This is a genomic window from Alienimonas sp. DA493, from assembly GCF_043951915.1.
GTDB lineage: Bacteria > Planctomycetota > Planctomycetia > Planctomycetales > Planctomycetaceae > Alienimonas.
Map to the genome: position 1 here is coordinate 13,674 of NZ_JBINJD010000011.1, position 15,360 is coordinate 29,033.

Here is a 15,360-nt window from a genome sequence, read left to right on the forward strand (position 1 = left end):
GAGCGGACGGCGGGCGGAGAGGTTAGCGAACGGGAGCCTCCGGCGCCGCGATGCAGCGCAGGGCGTCGGCGGGCCGCAGGGACAGCCGGCCGTCGACCGCGGCCGGGCTGGCCCGGACCAGGCCGGGCGTTTCGTTGCGGACCTGAACCGCCAGATCGTCCCGGGACGCGGCCCGGTCGACGACGTGCGTCGCGCCGCTTTCGGCCGGGGCGGAGACCCGCCCGCCGGATTTGGGGGGCGCAGCGGGGCGAACGTCGGTCACCCGCCGGGGGGAAGGCCGCGGGCGAGGGCGGCCGTCGCCCAGGCGGCGCCCCAGTAGGAGGCCGTCTCCGTCACCCGGCCGCGGCCCTTCTCCTTCGTCCCCCGGACCGCCCAACTGCCGTCCGGCCGCTGCGAATCGACGAGGAACCGGCGGGCGGCGAGGGCGGCCGGGTCGCCCGGCGGCACGCCGGCTTCGAGCAGGGCGAACAGGGCGAGGCCGGTCCCCAGGGCGTCGCTCTGTTCGTCCGTCAGCCAGCCCCAACCGCCGTCGGGCCGCTGGTTGGTTTTCAGGTCGGCGATCAGGCGGTCCCGCGCCGCCGGCTCGTCGCGGGCGGCGGCGAGCAGCAGGCGGGCGGCGAGCGGTTCGACGCTGACGGGCGTCGGGGCCGCGTCGGCGAACGCGGCGGCCCGATCGACCGCCGGGTCGGCGGCGTCCGCCCCGTGCAGGGCGAGGGCGATCCAGAGGGCGGAGGCGACTTCGGTTTCCGCCTTCGGCCGCTTCTGCATGGGCAGTTGTCCGCCGGCGTCCCAGCCGCCGTCCTCCCGCTGGCCGTCCCGCAGCAGGGCGACCAGCGCCGCCCGCTGTTCGGCGTCCGGCACGGCGCCGGGGGCCAGCAGCAGTTGGGCGACGCCCTCCCGGTTGCCGGCGCCGGCGGGCGGGCCGTCGTCGGTCTCGGCGAGCGACGCCATCGCCGCCCACGCGGCCCGCTCCTCGAACCGCCCGTCCCCGGCCGCTCCGCTCTGGGCGGCGACCCCCAAGGCCCACAGCTGATTGCCGACGCGGTGGCAGGAGACGCAGTCCTTCTGCTCGATCCAGCGGTCCCCGGCCGTTTGCAGGTACGGGACGGCCCGCTCCACGGCGGCCCGGGCGGCGGCGGCGTCCGCGGGGGCCGATTCGTCGGGCAGAACAGCGGTCAGGGCGAGGAGGGCGGCGAGCACGGCGGAACCTCGGCGGAAACGGGCGGCGCCGCCTCATGATATCCGATCCCCAACCCCGGCGCGGCGCCGGGTGCGGTGGTGCGGCCGGGCGCGGATGGGAACGATGGGGTCGCCCGCCCGCTTTCCCCGGTCTTCCGATGCCGCGCTCGCCGCTCCCGACCTTCGTTCTGCTCTCGGCCCTGCTGGCCGGGGCGTCCCCCGCCCTCGCCGACGGGCCCGCCGTTCCCCCCGCCGGCTGGACGCAGGGCCGCGTGCTGACCGACGACGGCGCCCGCCTGAACTACTGGCGGACCGGCGGCGACAAACCGCCCCTGGTCCTGCTGCACGGCTTCTCCGACGACGGCCTGTGCTGGACGGAGGTCGCCTCCAAGCTGGAGGCGGACTTCGACGTGATCATGACCGACGCCCGCGGCCACGGCCTCTCCGACCCGCCGGCCGCCGACGACCCGATGGCCGCCCAGGTGCGGGATATCGGGACCGTCATCGAGGCGTTGGGACTGAAGGACCCGATCGTGATGGGGCACTCGATGGGCAGCGCCTCCGCGGCGGCGTTCGCCGCCGCCTCGCCGGACGTGCCGCGGGCCGTCGTGCTGGTCGACCCCCGCCTGACCCCCTGGCCGCAACGCCGCGGCGGCGGGAACGACGACGGCGACGCCGCCGACCGCGAACGCCGGGCGATGCGGCAAATCCTCGACCGCAACAACACGCCCTACGAGGACCTGCTCGCCCAGTGCCAGCGGCAATCCCCGGGCTGGTCGCGGACGGAGTGCGAATACTGGGCCCGCTCCAAGCGGCTCTACCACCCGCACCTGGCAAGGCGGAGCGGGGGCGAGCGGAAGTCGATGGGCGAGTTGTTCCAGACGATCACGGCCCCCACGCTCATCCTCAAAGCCGACGCCTCCGCCGAGGAACGGGCCGAACATCAGGCGGTCGCCGACGCCCTCGCCGCCGGCCGTCTGGTGCACATCCCGAACGCCGGCCACAGCGTGCACCGCGACGAACTGGAGCGGTTCCTGGCGGAACTCGACGCGTTCCTCGACGGGCTGAAATAGGCCCGAGCACGAAGCGTCCCGGACCCTCCGAGAAGCCGGGACGCCGGCGGCGCCGGATGCGGGGCTCAGTCGTCGTCGCCGTTGCCGGCGAAGCCGCTCAGCGGGCTGCTGCCGCGTTTGCGGGCGACGATCGCGTAGTAGTGCAGCGGCGTGCCCTCCATCGACAGCCGGTGCTGGTAGCGTTCGAGGTGGTGCACGTCGAGCCGCCCGGAGGCGATCAGCCGGCGGACGCACCGCGAGAAGCCGGAGCGGTCCGAATTGTCGAGGAACGTCTCCTTGATATTGAACGCCGCCCAACCGTCCGGCTTCACAAAGTCCAGCGCCCGCAGGAAGGCCTCCGGCGGGATGTCCCCGAAGCCCAGCGCCGCCACGGTGGTCAGGCAGTCGATCGACCACGCGTCGATCGCGTCGGCGGTCTCCTGGGGGAGGTTCGTGAAGTCGGCGACGAAGTAGTCGTCGTACAGCCCCGGCCGGTCGCGGTAGCAGGCCTCGCGGGCTTCGGGGATGATGTCCGCCCCGACCAGCCGGGCGACGCCGGAGGTCTTCAGCACGTCGCCCATCATCCCGTTGCCGGCGCCGAGGTCGAGCACCCGCAGCTCGGTCACGTTCCGCCCCACCGCCGCGAGGGTCTGGCGGAGCAGGTCGCCCACCTTCGCCGGGGAGCAGCACCGCAGCCGGTCGTAGAAGACCTGCTCGTACAGGCCGGGCCGGCGGTAGATCTCGTCGTAGTCGTGAAAGCGGAGCCGCACCGGCCGATCGCCCTCGACGACCTCGAACCGGACCTCGTCCTGGGCGAGATCGTCCGCGCTGGCGGAGGGGAAACGAACGTGATGACGTTGCGGCATAGCGTCGGACGGCGGCGGCTCGGCGCCGACGGCGCCGGAACCCTGCGGGCGCCGAGGGGGGAAAAGGCGTGAACGGGCGAGCCCCGACCTTACCGACCCCGGCCCGCATCCCAAACCCGCCCGCTCCGTCGGGTCCGACGCCTCCCCCCGCGGCCCGCGGGACCGGCGAGGCGTCCACAACAATTTCCCCACAGAGGCGTCTGGGACGGCCCCGCCGGCCGGCGGGGAGCCGGCCCAAGCGACGCTGGGCGTTTCTGCGGGGCGCGCAGATTATTTCACCCGTCACATTCGGGGGTCGAGCGGTCGCGGCCTGCCGTTGATAGGGGCGATCGGTCCCCTCCCGGCGGCCCGCGCCGTCACCAGTTCTTTCTCTCAAAAGGAGACTTCGATGAACTCCGGACATTCACGGATGCGAACGCTGTTAATCGCCGCCGCGGCCTTCGCCGGCGCGGCCCTGCTGCCGACCGCGGCGAACGCGCAACTCGGTTACGGCTACAACTCCGGCCTCCTGGGCAACCAATACGGCGCGGGATATAACTCCGGCCTCCTCGCCAACCAATACGGCGGCCTCGGCTATAACTACGGGGGTCTTGGATATAACTACGGCGGCCTCGGTTACGGGGGCTACGGCTACAACCCGTATGCGTCCTACGGCTACAACCCCTACGGGTTCGGCGCCTACGACGCCGGCGGTCTTTACGACAACGACTGGTACTACGACTACTACGACGGCCTCGGCTACGGCGGCTACGGCGGTTTCGGCGGCTACGGCGGCTTCCGCGACGACGACGTCTACGGCGGCTACTTCGACAGCCCGGAATCCTTCGACTTCTGAGAAGGACTGCGGCCTCTTTTGAGGCCCGCCTCACGCCCCGAAACCCGCACTTTCTCGAGAGCGCTCCCACACCAAGGCTTTCCCCATGATCTTGCAACACCGACTCGCCCGCTGGACCCTCGGCCTGAGCGTCGCCGCCTTCGCCGCGGCACCGCTCGCCGCCCAGGACGACGACCGGCCCTCCCGCGATCGCGACCAACCCCGCGTCCAACGCGACGGGGACCGCCCGGACCGCCCCGGCCGCCAGCGCGACGGCGAACGACGTGACGGCGAACGGACCGCGGAGCGGGAGGAGGCGATGACCCACTTCCTCGCCGGCTACTACGCCGGGTACGCCGACGGCTACGACGACGGCTCCGACGACTGGGTCCTCTACGTCACGGAGCGGCAGCGGCGCCAGCAGGAGCAACGCAAGTCCGCCGGCCGCGACCCGCAGCGGATGCAGGAAGGACGCAAACGTCTCCGCGAACGGCAGCGGGACCGCATGCGGTCCGAAGCCCGGGGCGTCCGCACCGTCACCGTCGAGGGCGAAATTATCGGAACCAAGACCGTTCCGATCCGCGGCACCGACGTCGAGCACCGCGTCGTGCGGATCGAAACCGAATTCGGCGACCGCCGCGTCGCCGACCTCGGGCCGGCCGACGCCACCGCCGACCTGGACCTCGCCGAAGGCGACACGGTCGAGGTGACCGGCCACCCGATCGCCGCCCGCGGCATGCTGGTCGTCGCGGCCCGGAAGGTGACCGCCGGCGACCGGACGGTCGAAATCGAATACCGCCGCCCCAACCGCCGCGACGACGGCGAATCGCGCGACGACGGCGAACTCCGCGACGACGGTGAAGACGCCGAGCGGACCGACCGCCCCCGCCGCCGCGGGAACCGTCCCGACCGGCGTTGATCCCGCCCGACGCGCGGCCGCTCCTCAGGTGAGGACGCCGCCGACGACGTGCGAACCCGCCCGTCCCCCGCACGGGGGCGGGCGGTTTTTCTTGTTGATGGGGGAGATTGGAAAACAGGCCGCCCGCCCCGGCGGGCAGCGCACGGCCGACCGCTCACGCCGCGTCCCGCGGGTCCTGCCCCGGCAGCGCCCAGACCCAGTAGGCCCCCGTGGCCCGCTGCGTCGGGTCGGAGGCGTCGCCGCGGGGGCCGTGGAACCGGTGTTTCCCCAGCCCCAGATCGCGGCGGGCCAGCTTCAGCGTGCTCCGCCCGATCCCCGCGGCCAAGCCGTCCCGCATCGCGTCGGAGGCCCGCTTCGGGCCGTCGGCCAGATAGTTCCGAATCCACTCCGTCGCCCGCTCCCGCTGGCTGGCCGCCGGGCCGGGCGGGCGCCGGCGGACGGCGCCGTACCGCACCGCGCCGCCCTCGACCCGGAAGGGAACCGCGGCCCGGTCCGGCGACAGGTTCGCCTTCGCCGACCGCAGCAACCGGCCGGCGGGGTCGGCCGGGTCGGCGGAGGCCAGCAGCACGCTGCGGGCCACGGCGGTCTGGGCGATGCTGCCGATCGGCCCCAGCACCTCCGGCCCGCGGCGGTCTTTGCGCAGATGCAGCACGGCGACGACCGCCGCCCCGGACTCCGCCGCGAGGGCCGCCAGCGGGTCCAGCGCCGCCCGCACGGCCCGCTCCCCGTTCCGATCCACCGACGCCGTGAACGCCGCCAGCGGGTCGATCACCGCCAGCCCCGCCGGCCGACCGGCCGCGGCGAGGGCCTCCAGCTTGGCCCGCACCCGCGGCAGATCCGCGGCGAGATCGAACCCCCGCCCCCCGGCGACCTCCCCGGCCACGGCGATCCGCTCCAAATCCGCCCCCGCCGCCTCCAACCGCGGCCGCACCGTGTCCGCGGGGTCGTCTTCGCCGCAGAACAACAAAACGTCGCGGGGCGACGGAATGTCGAATGTTGAATGACGAATGTCGAAACGCTCTGACGCCGCCCCCGTTTCGTCATTCCTCATTCGACATTCTTCATTCGTCATTCCCCCCTCCGTCACTCCCCCCGGGAACCCGCGGCCCGCGCTCACCCGCGCCGCCCAATCGAGAACGAGAAAGGACTTCCCCGTGCCCGGATCGCCGGCGAGGATCGTCAGCTTGCCGGCGGGGATGAGGCCGGGCCAGAGCCAGCGGACCGGCCGCGGGGGGATCGCCGTCAGCGTCGTCCACTCCCCGGCCGGGTCGGGGGGAACGACGGGGGCGGAGTCCGCGGCGGGGCGGCGTTTCCAGGGCGGGCCGTCGCCGGGCGGCCACTCGGCCTGCGGGACGAGGCTGTCGATCAGTTCCCAATCGACCCCGTCCCCGGTGGTCCCGGCGGTCCCGGCCCGCGGCGCCGCGTCCGGCAGCCCGGCCCGCAGGACGCGGCGGGTCGCGTCGTGCAGAAACGGCTCCAGCGCCGCCAACGCCGCCCCCACCTCCGGCGTGTTTGAAGTGTGCTCCCCGTCGTGCATCACGTCCTCACAGAACGAACCCGAAACGGTCCGATTCTGAACCCCGTTCGCGGGGCCTGATAGAGGAACCGAGCCGTTTTGAACCCGGCCCCGCGAAATGTTTGAGAACGCGGTGCCGGCGGTTTTTTCGGGTCTGATCGAGGCCGCCCGAAACGCCCGGGGCGGCGAAAAGTCGTCGCCGGCGCCTTGCCCCCGTCGTGTGCCACTGGCTCCGCCAGTGCCGGAGTGACGTGCGAGAACTGCGGCCCGGCCCGAGCCCTCGGCCGCCGCACGCACTGGCAAAGCCAGTGGCGCCCGAAAGGGCAAGGCGCCGGCGGACCGGCGCCAGCGCCACCCGCCGCCCAGCGCCGCCCGCCGTTACGAAGCGGCGGGCGGCGGCGCCGCCGTTCGCTCCAGCCCGTCCCGGTCCCAGTCGGCGAGGTCGGCGGCGGCCTCGTACGTGCTTTGCAGGAAGGCGAGCAGCTCCGCGTCGGGGTCGGGGGCCTCCCGGACGGCCCGGTAGGGCAGGACGAACTCGCCGAGGTCCTGGTGAAAAGAGGCCGCGGCCGGTTCGACGGGGCGGTCCCGGAACCCGTCCGGCTCCGGATAGGCGTAGGCGTAGAAGGCCGCCTCGCCCAAGCCCGCCCCGGGCCAGAACCCCGCGCTGGAGAGCGCTTTCGAATACGCCTCCTCCATGACCCAGTCGGCGCAGTTCGGGGCGCCGCCGGGGTGCTTGGGGGCGTCGCGGCCGGAGAACCGCGTGACCGCAAGGTCGAACGCCCCCCAGAAGAAGTGCACCGGGCTCGCCTTGCCGACGAAGCGGGCCCGGAATTCCTTCATCACGCGGTCGGCCTGCACGAGCGCCTGCCAATACCGATGCACGGCGTCGGCGTCGTAGCTGGCGTGCCCGGTATCCTCCGCGAACGGGATCGCAGTCTCGACCTCGACCGGCCGGGCCAGAATGTTCGCCTCAATGCCGAGGTCGCTCAGGGCCTCCATGGTTTTGCCGTAGAACGCCGCGACGGACATCGGTTCGAGGTCGAAGGCCCGTTCGCCGCCGTCGGAGGTCGTGATCCGCAGCGCGTGGGCGACGAAGTCGAAGTCGACGGCGAACGTCCGCCCCCGGTGCGGGACGGGCGAGGTGGTGAGCCCCCGCGTGGTGACGTACAGCGTGGAGCCCCAGGAGTGATTCAGCCACGGCCCGCCGGCCAGCCGGAGTTTGCCGACGATCTGGCTCCACATGTGGAGCGTCTCGAAGGTCTCCCGCCAGTCCTCCAGCGCCGGCAGTTCGGGCCAGGGATTGGCGGGGGGCGAATCGGTCGACATGGCGTGGCCGTGTGCGGGGCGGGCGGCCGCCCGCGGCGGGCGCCGCCGGGGTTGCGCCCGTGCAGCGTGACGCGGCGCCCCCGCCGACGCTATCCCCCGCCACGGCCGCGGCGTCCCCCTCCCTGCTCACCCCGCGGCGGGCCGGGCCGGACCGCTGAGCGGGGCCAAGTCCCCGGCGCCGCGGTGAGAGCATGCCGCCCGGCCGAAACGCCGGGGGCGCCGGCGGACCCGCACCAGTGCCACTCGCCGGGCAGTCAGGTCACCCCGGCCACCCGCCGCCTGAAATGGGATGCAAAGGGGCGAGCCGCCCCGGACACTCGGCACCCAAGTTGAGGTGACTAAACTTCATTGCACGAGGCGAGGTGTGCAAGATGAGGCACCGGCGGTGTCGCATCCTCGAATAGGTCGGCTTGGTCAAAAAAACTGGACCTCCTGCTCAGTTGCTGGCATAGCCGAGAAATTAGAGAAAACCTATCTCCTGATGGGATTTGGCCGACATCTTCGGGTTCGATATTGAAGCCGACAAGCCTGGAGAGGACTCCGCCTCTTAGGCTCTCCGCCAACATGTTGTGATTTCTCCCGCGAGGCGGAGGATACTCAACGAGCGAGGTGCAGGAGGCTTTGAAGTGCCCCAAGCTATGTAGCATTACGCGTCGCATGCTTTCCATGTACGGCCCCCTTGTTCCATCGAAGATCGTCAAATGCGGGCGATAACCGAAGTCGCTCTTGTCCCACACTTTTTTGAGAGCGTCGCATTCACACTCGAGGTGGAGGTTGATCTTTCGGCCAATTACAAACTCCCCAATGGGGCCAAACTGAAGGATCTCACCTTTTACTAACTGTCCAAGACTATCGATCCTCTCGGCGGAGAGTGATGATTCATAGGGGCCGCGGACAGTCACATGCGCGAGTTTGTTCTCTCGCGGGTCGCAAAGAAGGCGGATCGCGTTAAGGTGATGCCGGATATAGGGCTCTGCCGGCTCGACGAAATAGAAGATGCGGTTTGCCATTGCGATTCAAACGAGTAGGTAGCGGACGGTCTCTGTATCCTCGGAAGCTCTAAGGATTAAGTCGTACATGTCTCGGCCAAACTTCCTCCCGCGTTCAAATGCGGCATCTCGTTTCTCCTTGTCAGAGATCCATTCCTTCACTTCTTCGTCATTACGCCCTGTCATCTCGAGGAACCAGCAGTACTCCTCCTGAATTTGACGAACGAGAGCTGCGGCACCCTTTACGTCCCCTCCAACCAGATCCAATCGACCCATTGGCGTGCGAAGTACTTGAGACGCGAGCAAATCAGGAGTTGCGACGAGATCACTTCGCACCAAGACGGCAACCGTCGAGAAACATGTAAGCATGCGGCTGAACTTGAGCTTCAAGTTTCTGATGCGGTGCTTGAGCTTTTTGTCTTCGTCTTCGGACATACGATTTCGCCGATGCTCGTAGTTCAGGCAAAGCGTCTTCCAGAACCTGACGATGTCATTTGTTAAGAAGAGCGGCTTGAATCCGTCTCGATGATCATGAAAATCTCGATAGTAACTTTGGATGACTTCCGAGATGACCTCTTTGTACACGTCCTCATTGTAGATCCAGTCGCTCTCCAGTAAGAGCAGCATTCGAGCGGTAAACAGGTTGTCGAAATCGTCCGCCGGGCCCCCCATTTTCGACTTCATGTCATCGAGGTAGTGGATGGAGAGGTACTCTCCGTCATTCGAAAAAGGGGGGAACTCGAGCTTCTCGGTGAGGTCAATAAGCTCAGCGTCAATTCGAGTCTTGAGGAGATTTGGGAGCGGCGTCTCAGAGCCGCCAAGATGCATGAAGAAGAGGTCGATGTCCGACTGGTTGGATGCTTCTTTCCTACCGAACGAGCCGGTGGTGTACACACACATCCCTTCTGCCTTCGGAAGGTGCTTCAGGTTCGCAACCTCACTGCGAAACTGATCGACCCTCTGGATGGAGTACATCTTTCGATCATTCAGAATCCTTGGTAGAGGCACTTCTGCCGCGGTTTCCTCAACTTGGTCACTGTCGGTCATCGGGGCACGCTTGAAGAAGCACTGGCTGGTGGATCGGCAATTCGCCAGTGGAGGGTGACATTGCCTTCAGTTGAACGCCAGTCCTGTCAGCGGTGTTGTTCAGAGAGGCAGGGTGCCAGTGGCACACGCCAGCCGCACACGCGGGGCGACCATTCTACTCAGGCCAGTCCAATGCCGCGGGGCCGAGGGTGAGGGCGGTCGGGGGGGCGGGGGGGCGGTCGGCGAGGTATTCGCTGACGCTTTCGGCGGTGAGGGCGTTCACGGCGTCGAGGGTTTCCGACAGCGGTTGCACGCGGCCGAGGTGGCGCCAGTCTCTCGCTAACCCGTTCGCGCGGGCGGTCGTGCTTTCCTGGCTCATCACCAGGCCCGACTTCGCCCGGGCCACGCAGCGGGTCAGTTCGTCCGCCGTCACGCCCTCCCGCAGGCGCCACAGTTCCTCCATCAACACGTCGAGCGTTTGCTGGGCCCGCTCCGCGGTGGTGCCGGCGTAGCAGAACAGCCGGCCCTCCTTCCCCCCGTCCGGGCCCGGGCCGGTTTTCAACCCGCTCAAGCTCGCCGAGACGCTGTAGCACAGACCCCGCTTCTCCCGGACCTCCGTGAACAGCCGGCTGCTCATCCCGCCGCCGAGGATCGCCGCGGCCGCCCACGCCTCGTAATACCCCGCGTCCCCGTACGCCGCGGCGGGCAGCGCCAGGGCGATGTGCGTCTGGGCGCCCTCGTGGTTCAGATGGTCCCGGGCCGGGCCGCGGGGGCCGGGGGCGATCGCCGGGTCCGGTTTTTCTTCCCAGTCTTCGAAGCACTCGGCGGCGAGGTCGAACCAGGCCTCCGGGTCCACGTGCCCGGCGACGGCGAGGACCGCGTGGTTCGGGCGGACGCAGGCGGCGTGGTGGGCCACGACGTCGGCGTGCGTGCAGGCGTCCAGGCCGGAGAGGGTGCCGTCGGTCGGCAGGCCCCAGGGGGCCGGGTAGGTGCGGCGGCGGAGCTCCAGCATCACCCGGTGGGCCGGTTCGTCCTCCACCGCCCGCAGGCTCTGGCGGAGGCCGTCCGCGGCGGGGGCGAACTCCTCCTCCGGCAGGTGGGGACGGCGGAACAGGTCCCGGTAGAGGCGGAGGGCCTTCGGAAGATTCTCCGCGACGGTGGCGGCGGAGACGGAGAGGTGGCCGGCGCCGACGGACTCGCCGCGGTTCACGCCGAGGTCGTCCAGGGCGTGGGTGAAGCCGCGGTTGTCCAGCTCGCCGCTGCCGCGGGTGAGCAGGTCGCACAGCAGGGCGGCGCAGGCGTTTTTGCCGGGCGGATCGTAGGCGCTGCCGGCGGGGACCATCAGGGAGAACGCGGCGCTGCGGACGCGCGGCATCGGCTCGACGAGCACCGTGAGGCCGTTCTTCAGCGTGCGCTGCTGCGTGACGGACCGGGCCGAGGCGGTGGGGGCGGGCAGAGACGGCGACGGAGCGGGCATGCGAGCGAGTGTCCGGTCGCCGGGCAGGCCGGGCAACCGCGGGGGGCGTTCGCCGGTGAGGGGGAAGGGGGGATGAGGGAGGGGGGCACGGCGAGCGTGACTCCTCCCTCCTTCCCCCTCCCTCCTCACCCCGCGGCGACGGGTTCGCCCTGGAGCGGTTTGTACAGCGTCCGCACCGGGCGGAAGCCGACGTTGCGGTACAGGGCGAGGGCGCGGGCGTTGTCGGCGGTGACTTCGAGGTAGACCCGCCGATACCCCCGCTGGGCGAAGCCGTACAGCGACCGCACCAGCAGCGCCCGGCCCAGCCCGAGGCCGCGGCACTCCGGGACGACGCCGACGTTCTGGATCGCCCCCACGCCCCGCCCCCCGCCGAGCCCCTGAATCGTCCCCACCGCCGCCCCGCCGGCGGGTTCATCGAACAGATCGCTGCGTCGGACGGCCAGCCAGGTGGCCTCCGGCAGGAAGAGCGGTTGGCGGGCGATGTCCGCCATCAACGCCCGACACCCCCGGGCGGTGGCGAGGGCGGGGAAGAGCAGGCTGTCCGGCTCGTCGGCGAACGCGTCCCGCTTGGCGGCGGCGTGGTCGTCGATCAACTCGTCCCGCCACGGCACGAGCCGAAACTCCGCCGGCAGTTCCGGCGCCGGCAGACGGCCCAGCAGGGCCTCCATGCGAACCCGACGGACGAACTGCATGGCGCGACGCGGGGTAGGGTAGGGGGACGTTCTTCAGTGTACCCGCGCCTCATGAGCCGCGGCGGCCTGACGAAAAATCCTCCGCCCGGCGCCGAAAACCGCGAACCGACGCCCTCTGGCCCGTTTCCCTTCCGGCGGCGGATCGGTATCATCCCGCCCCCGATCGAGCCGGGCGTCCCTCAGGACGGGCGGTTCGGCGGAACCCGGCGGAGTAGCTCAGGGGTTAGAGCGGCGGATTCATAAGCCGTAGGTCGTGGGTTCGAATCCCACCTCCGCTATTAGCCGTCAGCCCGGCTCGCGTGTGGCGAGGGGCTCGGCGTCCGGGCGACGGGATGCGGGTTGGGATGGGGTGTAGTGAACGGGCGTCGAGTTCGTCAAGGGCGATTTCGGCGGATTCTCCGAGTCGTCGCTCACGGCCCCGAGCCAGGGGCCGAGACGGCCGAACCGTCCGCTGTGCAGCAGGGTGAGGTACGCCGGGACCAGCACCGGGCGGATCAGGAAGGTGTCCAACAGCACGCCGGTCGCCAGGGCGGCGCCGAGCTGCACCATCCCGGTGAGTTCCCCGAAGATCATCGAGGCGAACGTTCCCGCCATGATCAGCCCGCAGGCGCTGATGATCGCCCCGGTGCGGGCCAGCGCCGCCCGCACGCCGCGGACCGCCGCCTGAGACTCGCTCACGCCGGGGCCGCGGGCGGCGGCGTGCTCCTCGTCCACCCGGGTGACGAGGTAGATGTTGTAGTCCTCCCCCACCGCCACCAGGATCGTGAACAGCAGCGTGGGCACCTTCCAGTCCAGCCCGGCGAAGCCGCCCGGCGTGTCGACCCACCAGGCCCACAGGTGCGACAGGGCGATGATCGCCCCCAGCGTCGTCAGGTAGCCCAGCGCCACGGTGGCGATCAGGTACGCCGACAGCGCCAGCCGGCGGAGCAGCGCCACGAGCACCACGTACACGCCCAGCAACACCAGCAGGTTGATCCGCGTCTGGTCGCGGCCGGTGACGGCGGCGAGGTCCGCCAGGCTGGCCGTCGCCCCCAGCACCGCGATCTCCGCTCCGGCTAATTCCTCCGGCAGTTCCTCCGTCATCGCGGTCCGCAGACCTTCCAGACGTTCGATCGAACCGCGGGTGAACGGGTCCTCCTCGAAGATCACGTCGAACCGCACCGTCCGTCCGTCCGCGGCGTCGGCGCCGGCGATGTAGTAATCGCGGACGCCCGTCGCGGCCGCCGCCCGGCGGAGCACCGCCCCGAACCCGCCGCCGAGATCGCCCTCGCCCTCGACGGTCAGTTCGGGGGCGTCCGCGGCGGCGCCAAGCGGGGCGGACAGGCTCCGCACCGACGCCAGCCCCAGTTCCTCCCGCCGGGCCCACAGGCGCTGGGTCAGTTCGTCGACCCACCGGCGGCCGTCGGCGTCGCGGTCGCGGAAGTCCAGGGCCGTGCCGTCAGGGCGGATCGGACTGGTCAGCAGCACGGTGGCGGGACCGGTCTCGCCGGGGGGGAAGTGCCGCTGCACCCCCTCGGCGCCGCGGACGCCGGGGGCGTTCTCCGGCAGTTCGCTCAGCAGGCCGTAGGTGAGGCGGTCCTGCCCGAGGGCCCCCACCACGGCGAAGGGCGCCATCGCGGCCAGCGCCCCCAGCAGCCAGCGGCCGGGGCGGTCGCAGACGCGGTCGGCCAGGGTCTTCCAGAAGAGTCGCAGCCGGCGGTGCCGGGCGGAGCGGGACCCGGCCGGCAGCCAACCGCCCTCCGCGGCCGGGGCCCCGTGCGGGATCTTCGGCCAGAAGGCCCACGGCCCCAGCAGGGCCAGCAGGGCCGGGGCGAGCGTCAGCGAGGCGGCCGTCACGCAGGCCAGCCCCGTCACGATGCCCCAAGCCGCCTGCTGGAATTTTTCGAACTCGGCAAAGCCCATCATCCCGATCCCGACGATCGTCGTGCCGGCGCTGGCCGCCAGCGCCGGGCCGACCTTTGTGAGGGCGGCGCCGAGGGCGTCGGACCACCCTTCGGCCCGCCGCAGCTGCCCGCCGGCGCCGCGGCCGGCGGGGACCAGCGAGCCGGGCGTCGCGGCGTCCAGTTCCTCCCGGAACCGGGCGGTGAGGAACATGCAGTAATCGACGCCCGCCCCGTAGGCGACCACGGTCACGTACACCTCCAGCCCCATGAAGGGGGAGAACCAGCCCCGCCCGGCGGCCAACGCCAGCAGGCTGAGGGCCACCTCCACGCCGACCACCACGGTGATCAGCGGGACCGCGGCCAGCAGCGGGGCCCGGTAGATCGCCAGCAGCAGGCCGACGACCAACACCAGCGAGGCGACGTGCGTGGCGGCGCCGCTGCGTTCGGTCGCTTCCCGCAGGTCGCGGCCGACCACCGCGGTGCCGCTGACGGCCAGTTCCAGCCCGGCCGGCAGGACGCCGCTGAAGTGCAGGTCCCGGGCGAGGTTCTCCACCGCCGTGACCAGCGGGGCGTTGCGGGTCTCGCCGAACTCGGTCCGCAGCCCGAGCACGATCAGCGCCGCCTGCCCGTCGCGGCTCTCGAACAGCGGCCCCACGACCCGGTCCCGCGGGGTGAGGACCGCCGCGACGAGGAACCGGTCCTCCGGCGCCTCGGCGTCGTTCCGGTCGATCAGCAGGCGGGCGCTTGGCTTCGACGGGGCGGGGGAGGCCCGCCGCGGCCTCGCCTCTTCCTCCGCCTCATCCGCCGCCGTCTTCTCCGGCGTCTCCTCCGCCTCCAGGTGGCCGAACGGCAGGGCGGGGGAGGCGAAGCCGCGGGAGACCAGCATTCGCCGCAGCGCCGGCAACAGCGTCTCGGCGAGAAACTGTTCGTCGTGGGCGTCGGGATCGTCCGCCGGGGCGTCCTCCGGGCCGGTGAGGCCGCCGGCCCGGGCCGGCCGGCTGACGACCAGCACGATCGTGCTTTGCAGCAGGTCTTTTCCGTAACGCTCCCGAAACTGCCGCTCCGCGGCGAGGCTGGGGGAGTCTTCCGGCAGGAAGGCGAATTCGCCGTCGGCGGTGACTGAACTCCACTCCGGCCGGGTCGCCCACACCCCCGCCCAGACCAGCGCCCACACGACCAGAACGACCGCCCACCCCCGCGTCGCGCTTCGGCCGAGACGCTCGAACATCGGCGGGGGCGGAATCCGGAACGGGAGGGGAAGCGCCGGGAGGTCGTCCCGGGCGGGGCGGCCAGCGTGCCCACGGAGACGGGGGACGCTCCAGAATACGGGCGTCGAACCCCTACCGCCCCCCCCGGCAGCGCCACTGCTTCGGTCGCCCAGTAAAGTCGCGGAGGCCGGTCGGACTTGCCGGATCGGCGGGCCGGGACGAGTTTGCGGCCGCCTTTTTGCCCGCAAGGTCCGCCGACGGTCCCCATCCCCACCCCCCGGCGGAGCACCGGAATCGCCGCACGCTTCGGGCGCGAAACTGCACGTTGACCCCCCCCGAGGGCGCTTTTAGAGTCCCGCCCCCGTCAGAGATTCCGCAGTCGTCGACCCCGCCGACCGCACCCCGTTCGCCAG

The 15,360-nt window shown here is 71.1% G+C and carries 13 protein-coding genes and 1 tRNA gene; 4 read left to right on the top strand and 10 right to left on the bottom strand.

All coding sequences use genetic code 11. From position 1 onward, the window contains the following. Window positions 1–22: 22 nt before the first annotated feature. Window positions 23–262 carry a hypothetical protein gene (locus ACG2DA_RS02910; RefSeq protein WP_395253966.1) on the bottom strand — a complete coding sequence of 80 codons (240 nt, stop codon included), beginning with the start codon at window positions 260–262 and terminating at the stop codon, window positions 23–25. Next, the gene (locus ACG2DA_RS02915) at window positions 259–1,200 is read right to left on the bottom strand and encodes a hypothetical protein (RefSeq protein ID WP_395253967.1); all 942 of its coding nucleotides are present in this window, start codon (window positions 1,198–1,200) and stop codon (window positions 259–261) included. Before ACG2DA_RS02915 ends, ACG2DA_RS02910 begins: the two co-directional genes overlap by 4 nt. Window positions 1,201–1,337: 137 nt before the next feature. Here ACG2DA_RS02915 and ACG2DA_RS02920 point away from each other — a divergent pair, with 137 nt between their 5' ends. Continuing rightward, complete coding sequence (locus tag ACG2DA_RS02920; protein WP_395253968.1) at window positions 1,338–2,252, top strand: alpha/beta fold hydrolase; 915 nt, start codon at window positions 1,338–1,340, stop codon at window positions 2,250–2,252. Window positions 2,253–2,317: 65 nt separating this feature from the next. Here the strand turns inward: ACG2DA_RS02920 and ACG2DA_RS02925 are convergent, their stop codons facing one another. Continuing rightward, window positions 2,318–3,097 carry a class I SAM-dependent DNA methyltransferase gene (locus ACG2DA_RS02925; RefSeq protein WP_395253969.1) on the bottom strand — a complete coding sequence of 260 codons (780 nt, stop codon included), beginning with the start codon at window positions 3,095–3,097 and terminating at the stop codon, window positions 2,318–2,320. A gap of 409 nt (window positions 3,098–3,506) precedes the next feature. Between ACG2DA_RS02925 and ACG2DA_RS02930 the strand changes: the two genes are divergently transcribed. Next, window positions 3,507–3,932 carry a hypothetical protein gene (locus ACG2DA_RS02930; RefSeq protein ID WP_395253970.1) on the top strand — a complete coding sequence of 142 codons (426 nt, stop codon included), beginning with the start codon at window positions 3,507–3,509 and terminating at the stop codon, window positions 3,930–3,932. Between the two features lie 85 nt (window positions 3,933–4,017). After that, window positions 4,018–4,830 carry a hypothetical protein gene (locus ACG2DA_RS02935; RefSeq protein ID WP_395253971.1) on the top strand — a complete coding sequence of 271 codons (813 nt, stop codon included), beginning with the start codon at window positions 4,018–4,020 and terminating at the stop codon, window positions 4,828–4,830. A 154-nt stretch (window positions 4,831–4,984) separates the two neighbouring features. Here ACG2DA_RS02935 and ACG2DA_RS02940 read toward each other — a convergent pair whose 3' ends face one another. From ACG2DA_RS02940 to ACG2DA_RS02965, 6 genes are all read right to left on the bottom strand, one after another. Next, window positions 4,985–6,367 (bottom strand): AAA family ATPase, encoded by a 1,383-nt coding sequence (locus ACG2DA_RS02940; protein ID WP_395253972.1) that lies wholly within the window; start codon window positions 6,365–6,367, stop codon window positions 4,985–4,987. Window positions 6,368–6,724: 357 nt separating this feature from the next. Further along, complete coding sequence (locus tag ACG2DA_RS02945) at window positions 6,725–7,672, bottom strand: DUF5996 family protein (RefSeq protein ID WP_395253973.1); 948 nt, start codon at window positions 7,670–7,672, stop codon at window positions 6,725–6,727. A 338-nt stretch (window positions 7,673–8,010) separates the two neighbouring features. After that, window positions 8,011–8,682: a hypothetical protein gene (locus ACG2DA_RS02950; protein ID WP_395253974.1), complete on the bottom strand. Its 672-nt coding sequence runs from the start codon at window positions 8,680–8,682 to the stop codon at window positions 8,011–8,013. 6 nt (window positions 8,683–8,688) lie between these two features. After that, window positions 8,689–9,708, bottom strand: coding sequence for a hypothetical protein (locus tag ACG2DA_RS02955; protein WP_395253975.1), 1,020 nt, complete (start codon window positions 9,706–9,708; stop codon window positions 8,689–8,691). 154 nt (window positions 9,709–9,862) lie between these two features. Beyond that, complete coding sequence (locus ACG2DA_RS02960) at window positions 9,863–11,164, bottom strand: M16 family metallopeptidase (RefSeq protein WP_395253976.1); 1,302 nt, start codon at window positions 11,162–11,164, stop codon at window positions 9,863–9,865. A gap of 125 nt (window positions 11,165–11,289) precedes the next feature. After that, window positions 11,290–11,856, bottom strand: a complete 567-nt coding sequence (locus ACG2DA_RS02965) for a GNAT family N-acetyltransferase (RefSeq protein WP_395253977.1) — start codon at window positions 11,854–11,856, stop codon at window positions 11,290–11,292. A gap of 205 nt (window positions 11,857–12,061) precedes the next feature. Between ACG2DA_RS02965 and ACG2DA_RS02970 the strand changes: the two genes are divergently transcribed. Next, window positions 12,062–12,134 (top strand) — tRNA-Met (locus ACG2DA_RS02970). 7 nt (window positions 12,135–12,141) lie between these two features. On the opposite strand, the gene ACG2DA_RS02975 is transcribed toward ACG2DA_RS02970, so the two are convergent. Continuing rightward, a complete protein-coding gene (locus ACG2DA_RS02975; RefSeq protein WP_395253978.1) occupies window positions 12,142–14,967 on the bottom strand; it encodes an MMPL family transporter in 2,826 nt (941 codons plus the stop codon). Window positions 14,968–15,360: the final 393 nt, after the last annotated feature.

What these genes read in the sequence shown, in the direction of transcription:
- ACG2DA_RS02935 (WP_395253971.1), top strand. Translation starts at nt 4,018, where the DNA reads ATGATCTTGCAACACCGACTCGCCCGCTGGACCCTCGGCCTGAGCGTC.
- ACG2DA_RS02925 (WP_395253969.1), bottom strand. Translation starts at nt 3,097, where the DNA reads ATGCCGCAACGTCATCACGTTCGTTTCCCCTCCGCCAGCGCGGACGAT.
- ACG2DA_RS02950 (WP_395253974.1), bottom strand. Translation starts at nt 8,682, where the DNA reads ATGGCAAACCGCATCTTCTATTTCGTCGAGCCGGCAGAGCCCTATATC.
- ACG2DA_RS02955 (WP_395253975.1), bottom strand. Translation starts at nt 9,708, where the DNA reads ATGACCGACAGTGACCAAGTTGAGGAAACCGCGGCAGAAGTGCCTCTA.
- ACG2DA_RS02960 (WP_395253976.1), bottom strand. Translation starts at nt 11,164, where the DNA reads ATGCCCGCTCCGTCGCCGTCTCTGCCCGCCCCCACCGCCTCGGCCCGG.
- ACG2DA_RS02930 (WP_395253970.1), top strand. Translation starts at nt 3,507, where the DNA reads ATGCGAACGCTGTTAATCGCCGCCGCGGCCTTCGCCGGCGCGGCCCTG.
- ACG2DA_RS02920 (WP_395253968.1), top strand. Translation starts at nt 1,338, where the DNA reads ATGCCGCGCTCGCCGCTCCCGACCTTCGTTCTGCTCTCGGCCCTGCTG.
- ACG2DA_RS02940 (WP_395253972.1), bottom strand. Translation starts at nt 6,367, where the DNA reads ATGCACGACGGGGAGCACACTTCAAACACGCCGGAGGTGGGGGCGGCG.
- ACG2DA_RS02975 (WP_395253978.1), bottom strand. Translation starts at nt 14,967, where the DNA reads ATGTTCGAGCGTCTCGGCCGAAGCGCGACGCGGGGGTGGGCGGTCGTT.
- ACG2DA_RS02965 (WP_395253977.1), bottom strand. Translation starts at nt 11,856, where the DNA reads ATGCAGTTCGTCCGTCGGGTTCGCATGGAGGCCCTGCTGGGCCGTCTG.
- ACG2DA_RS02945 (WP_395253973.1), bottom strand. Translation starts at nt 7,672, where the DNA reads ATGTCGACCGATTCGCCCCCCGCCAATCCCTGGCCCGAACTGCCGGCG.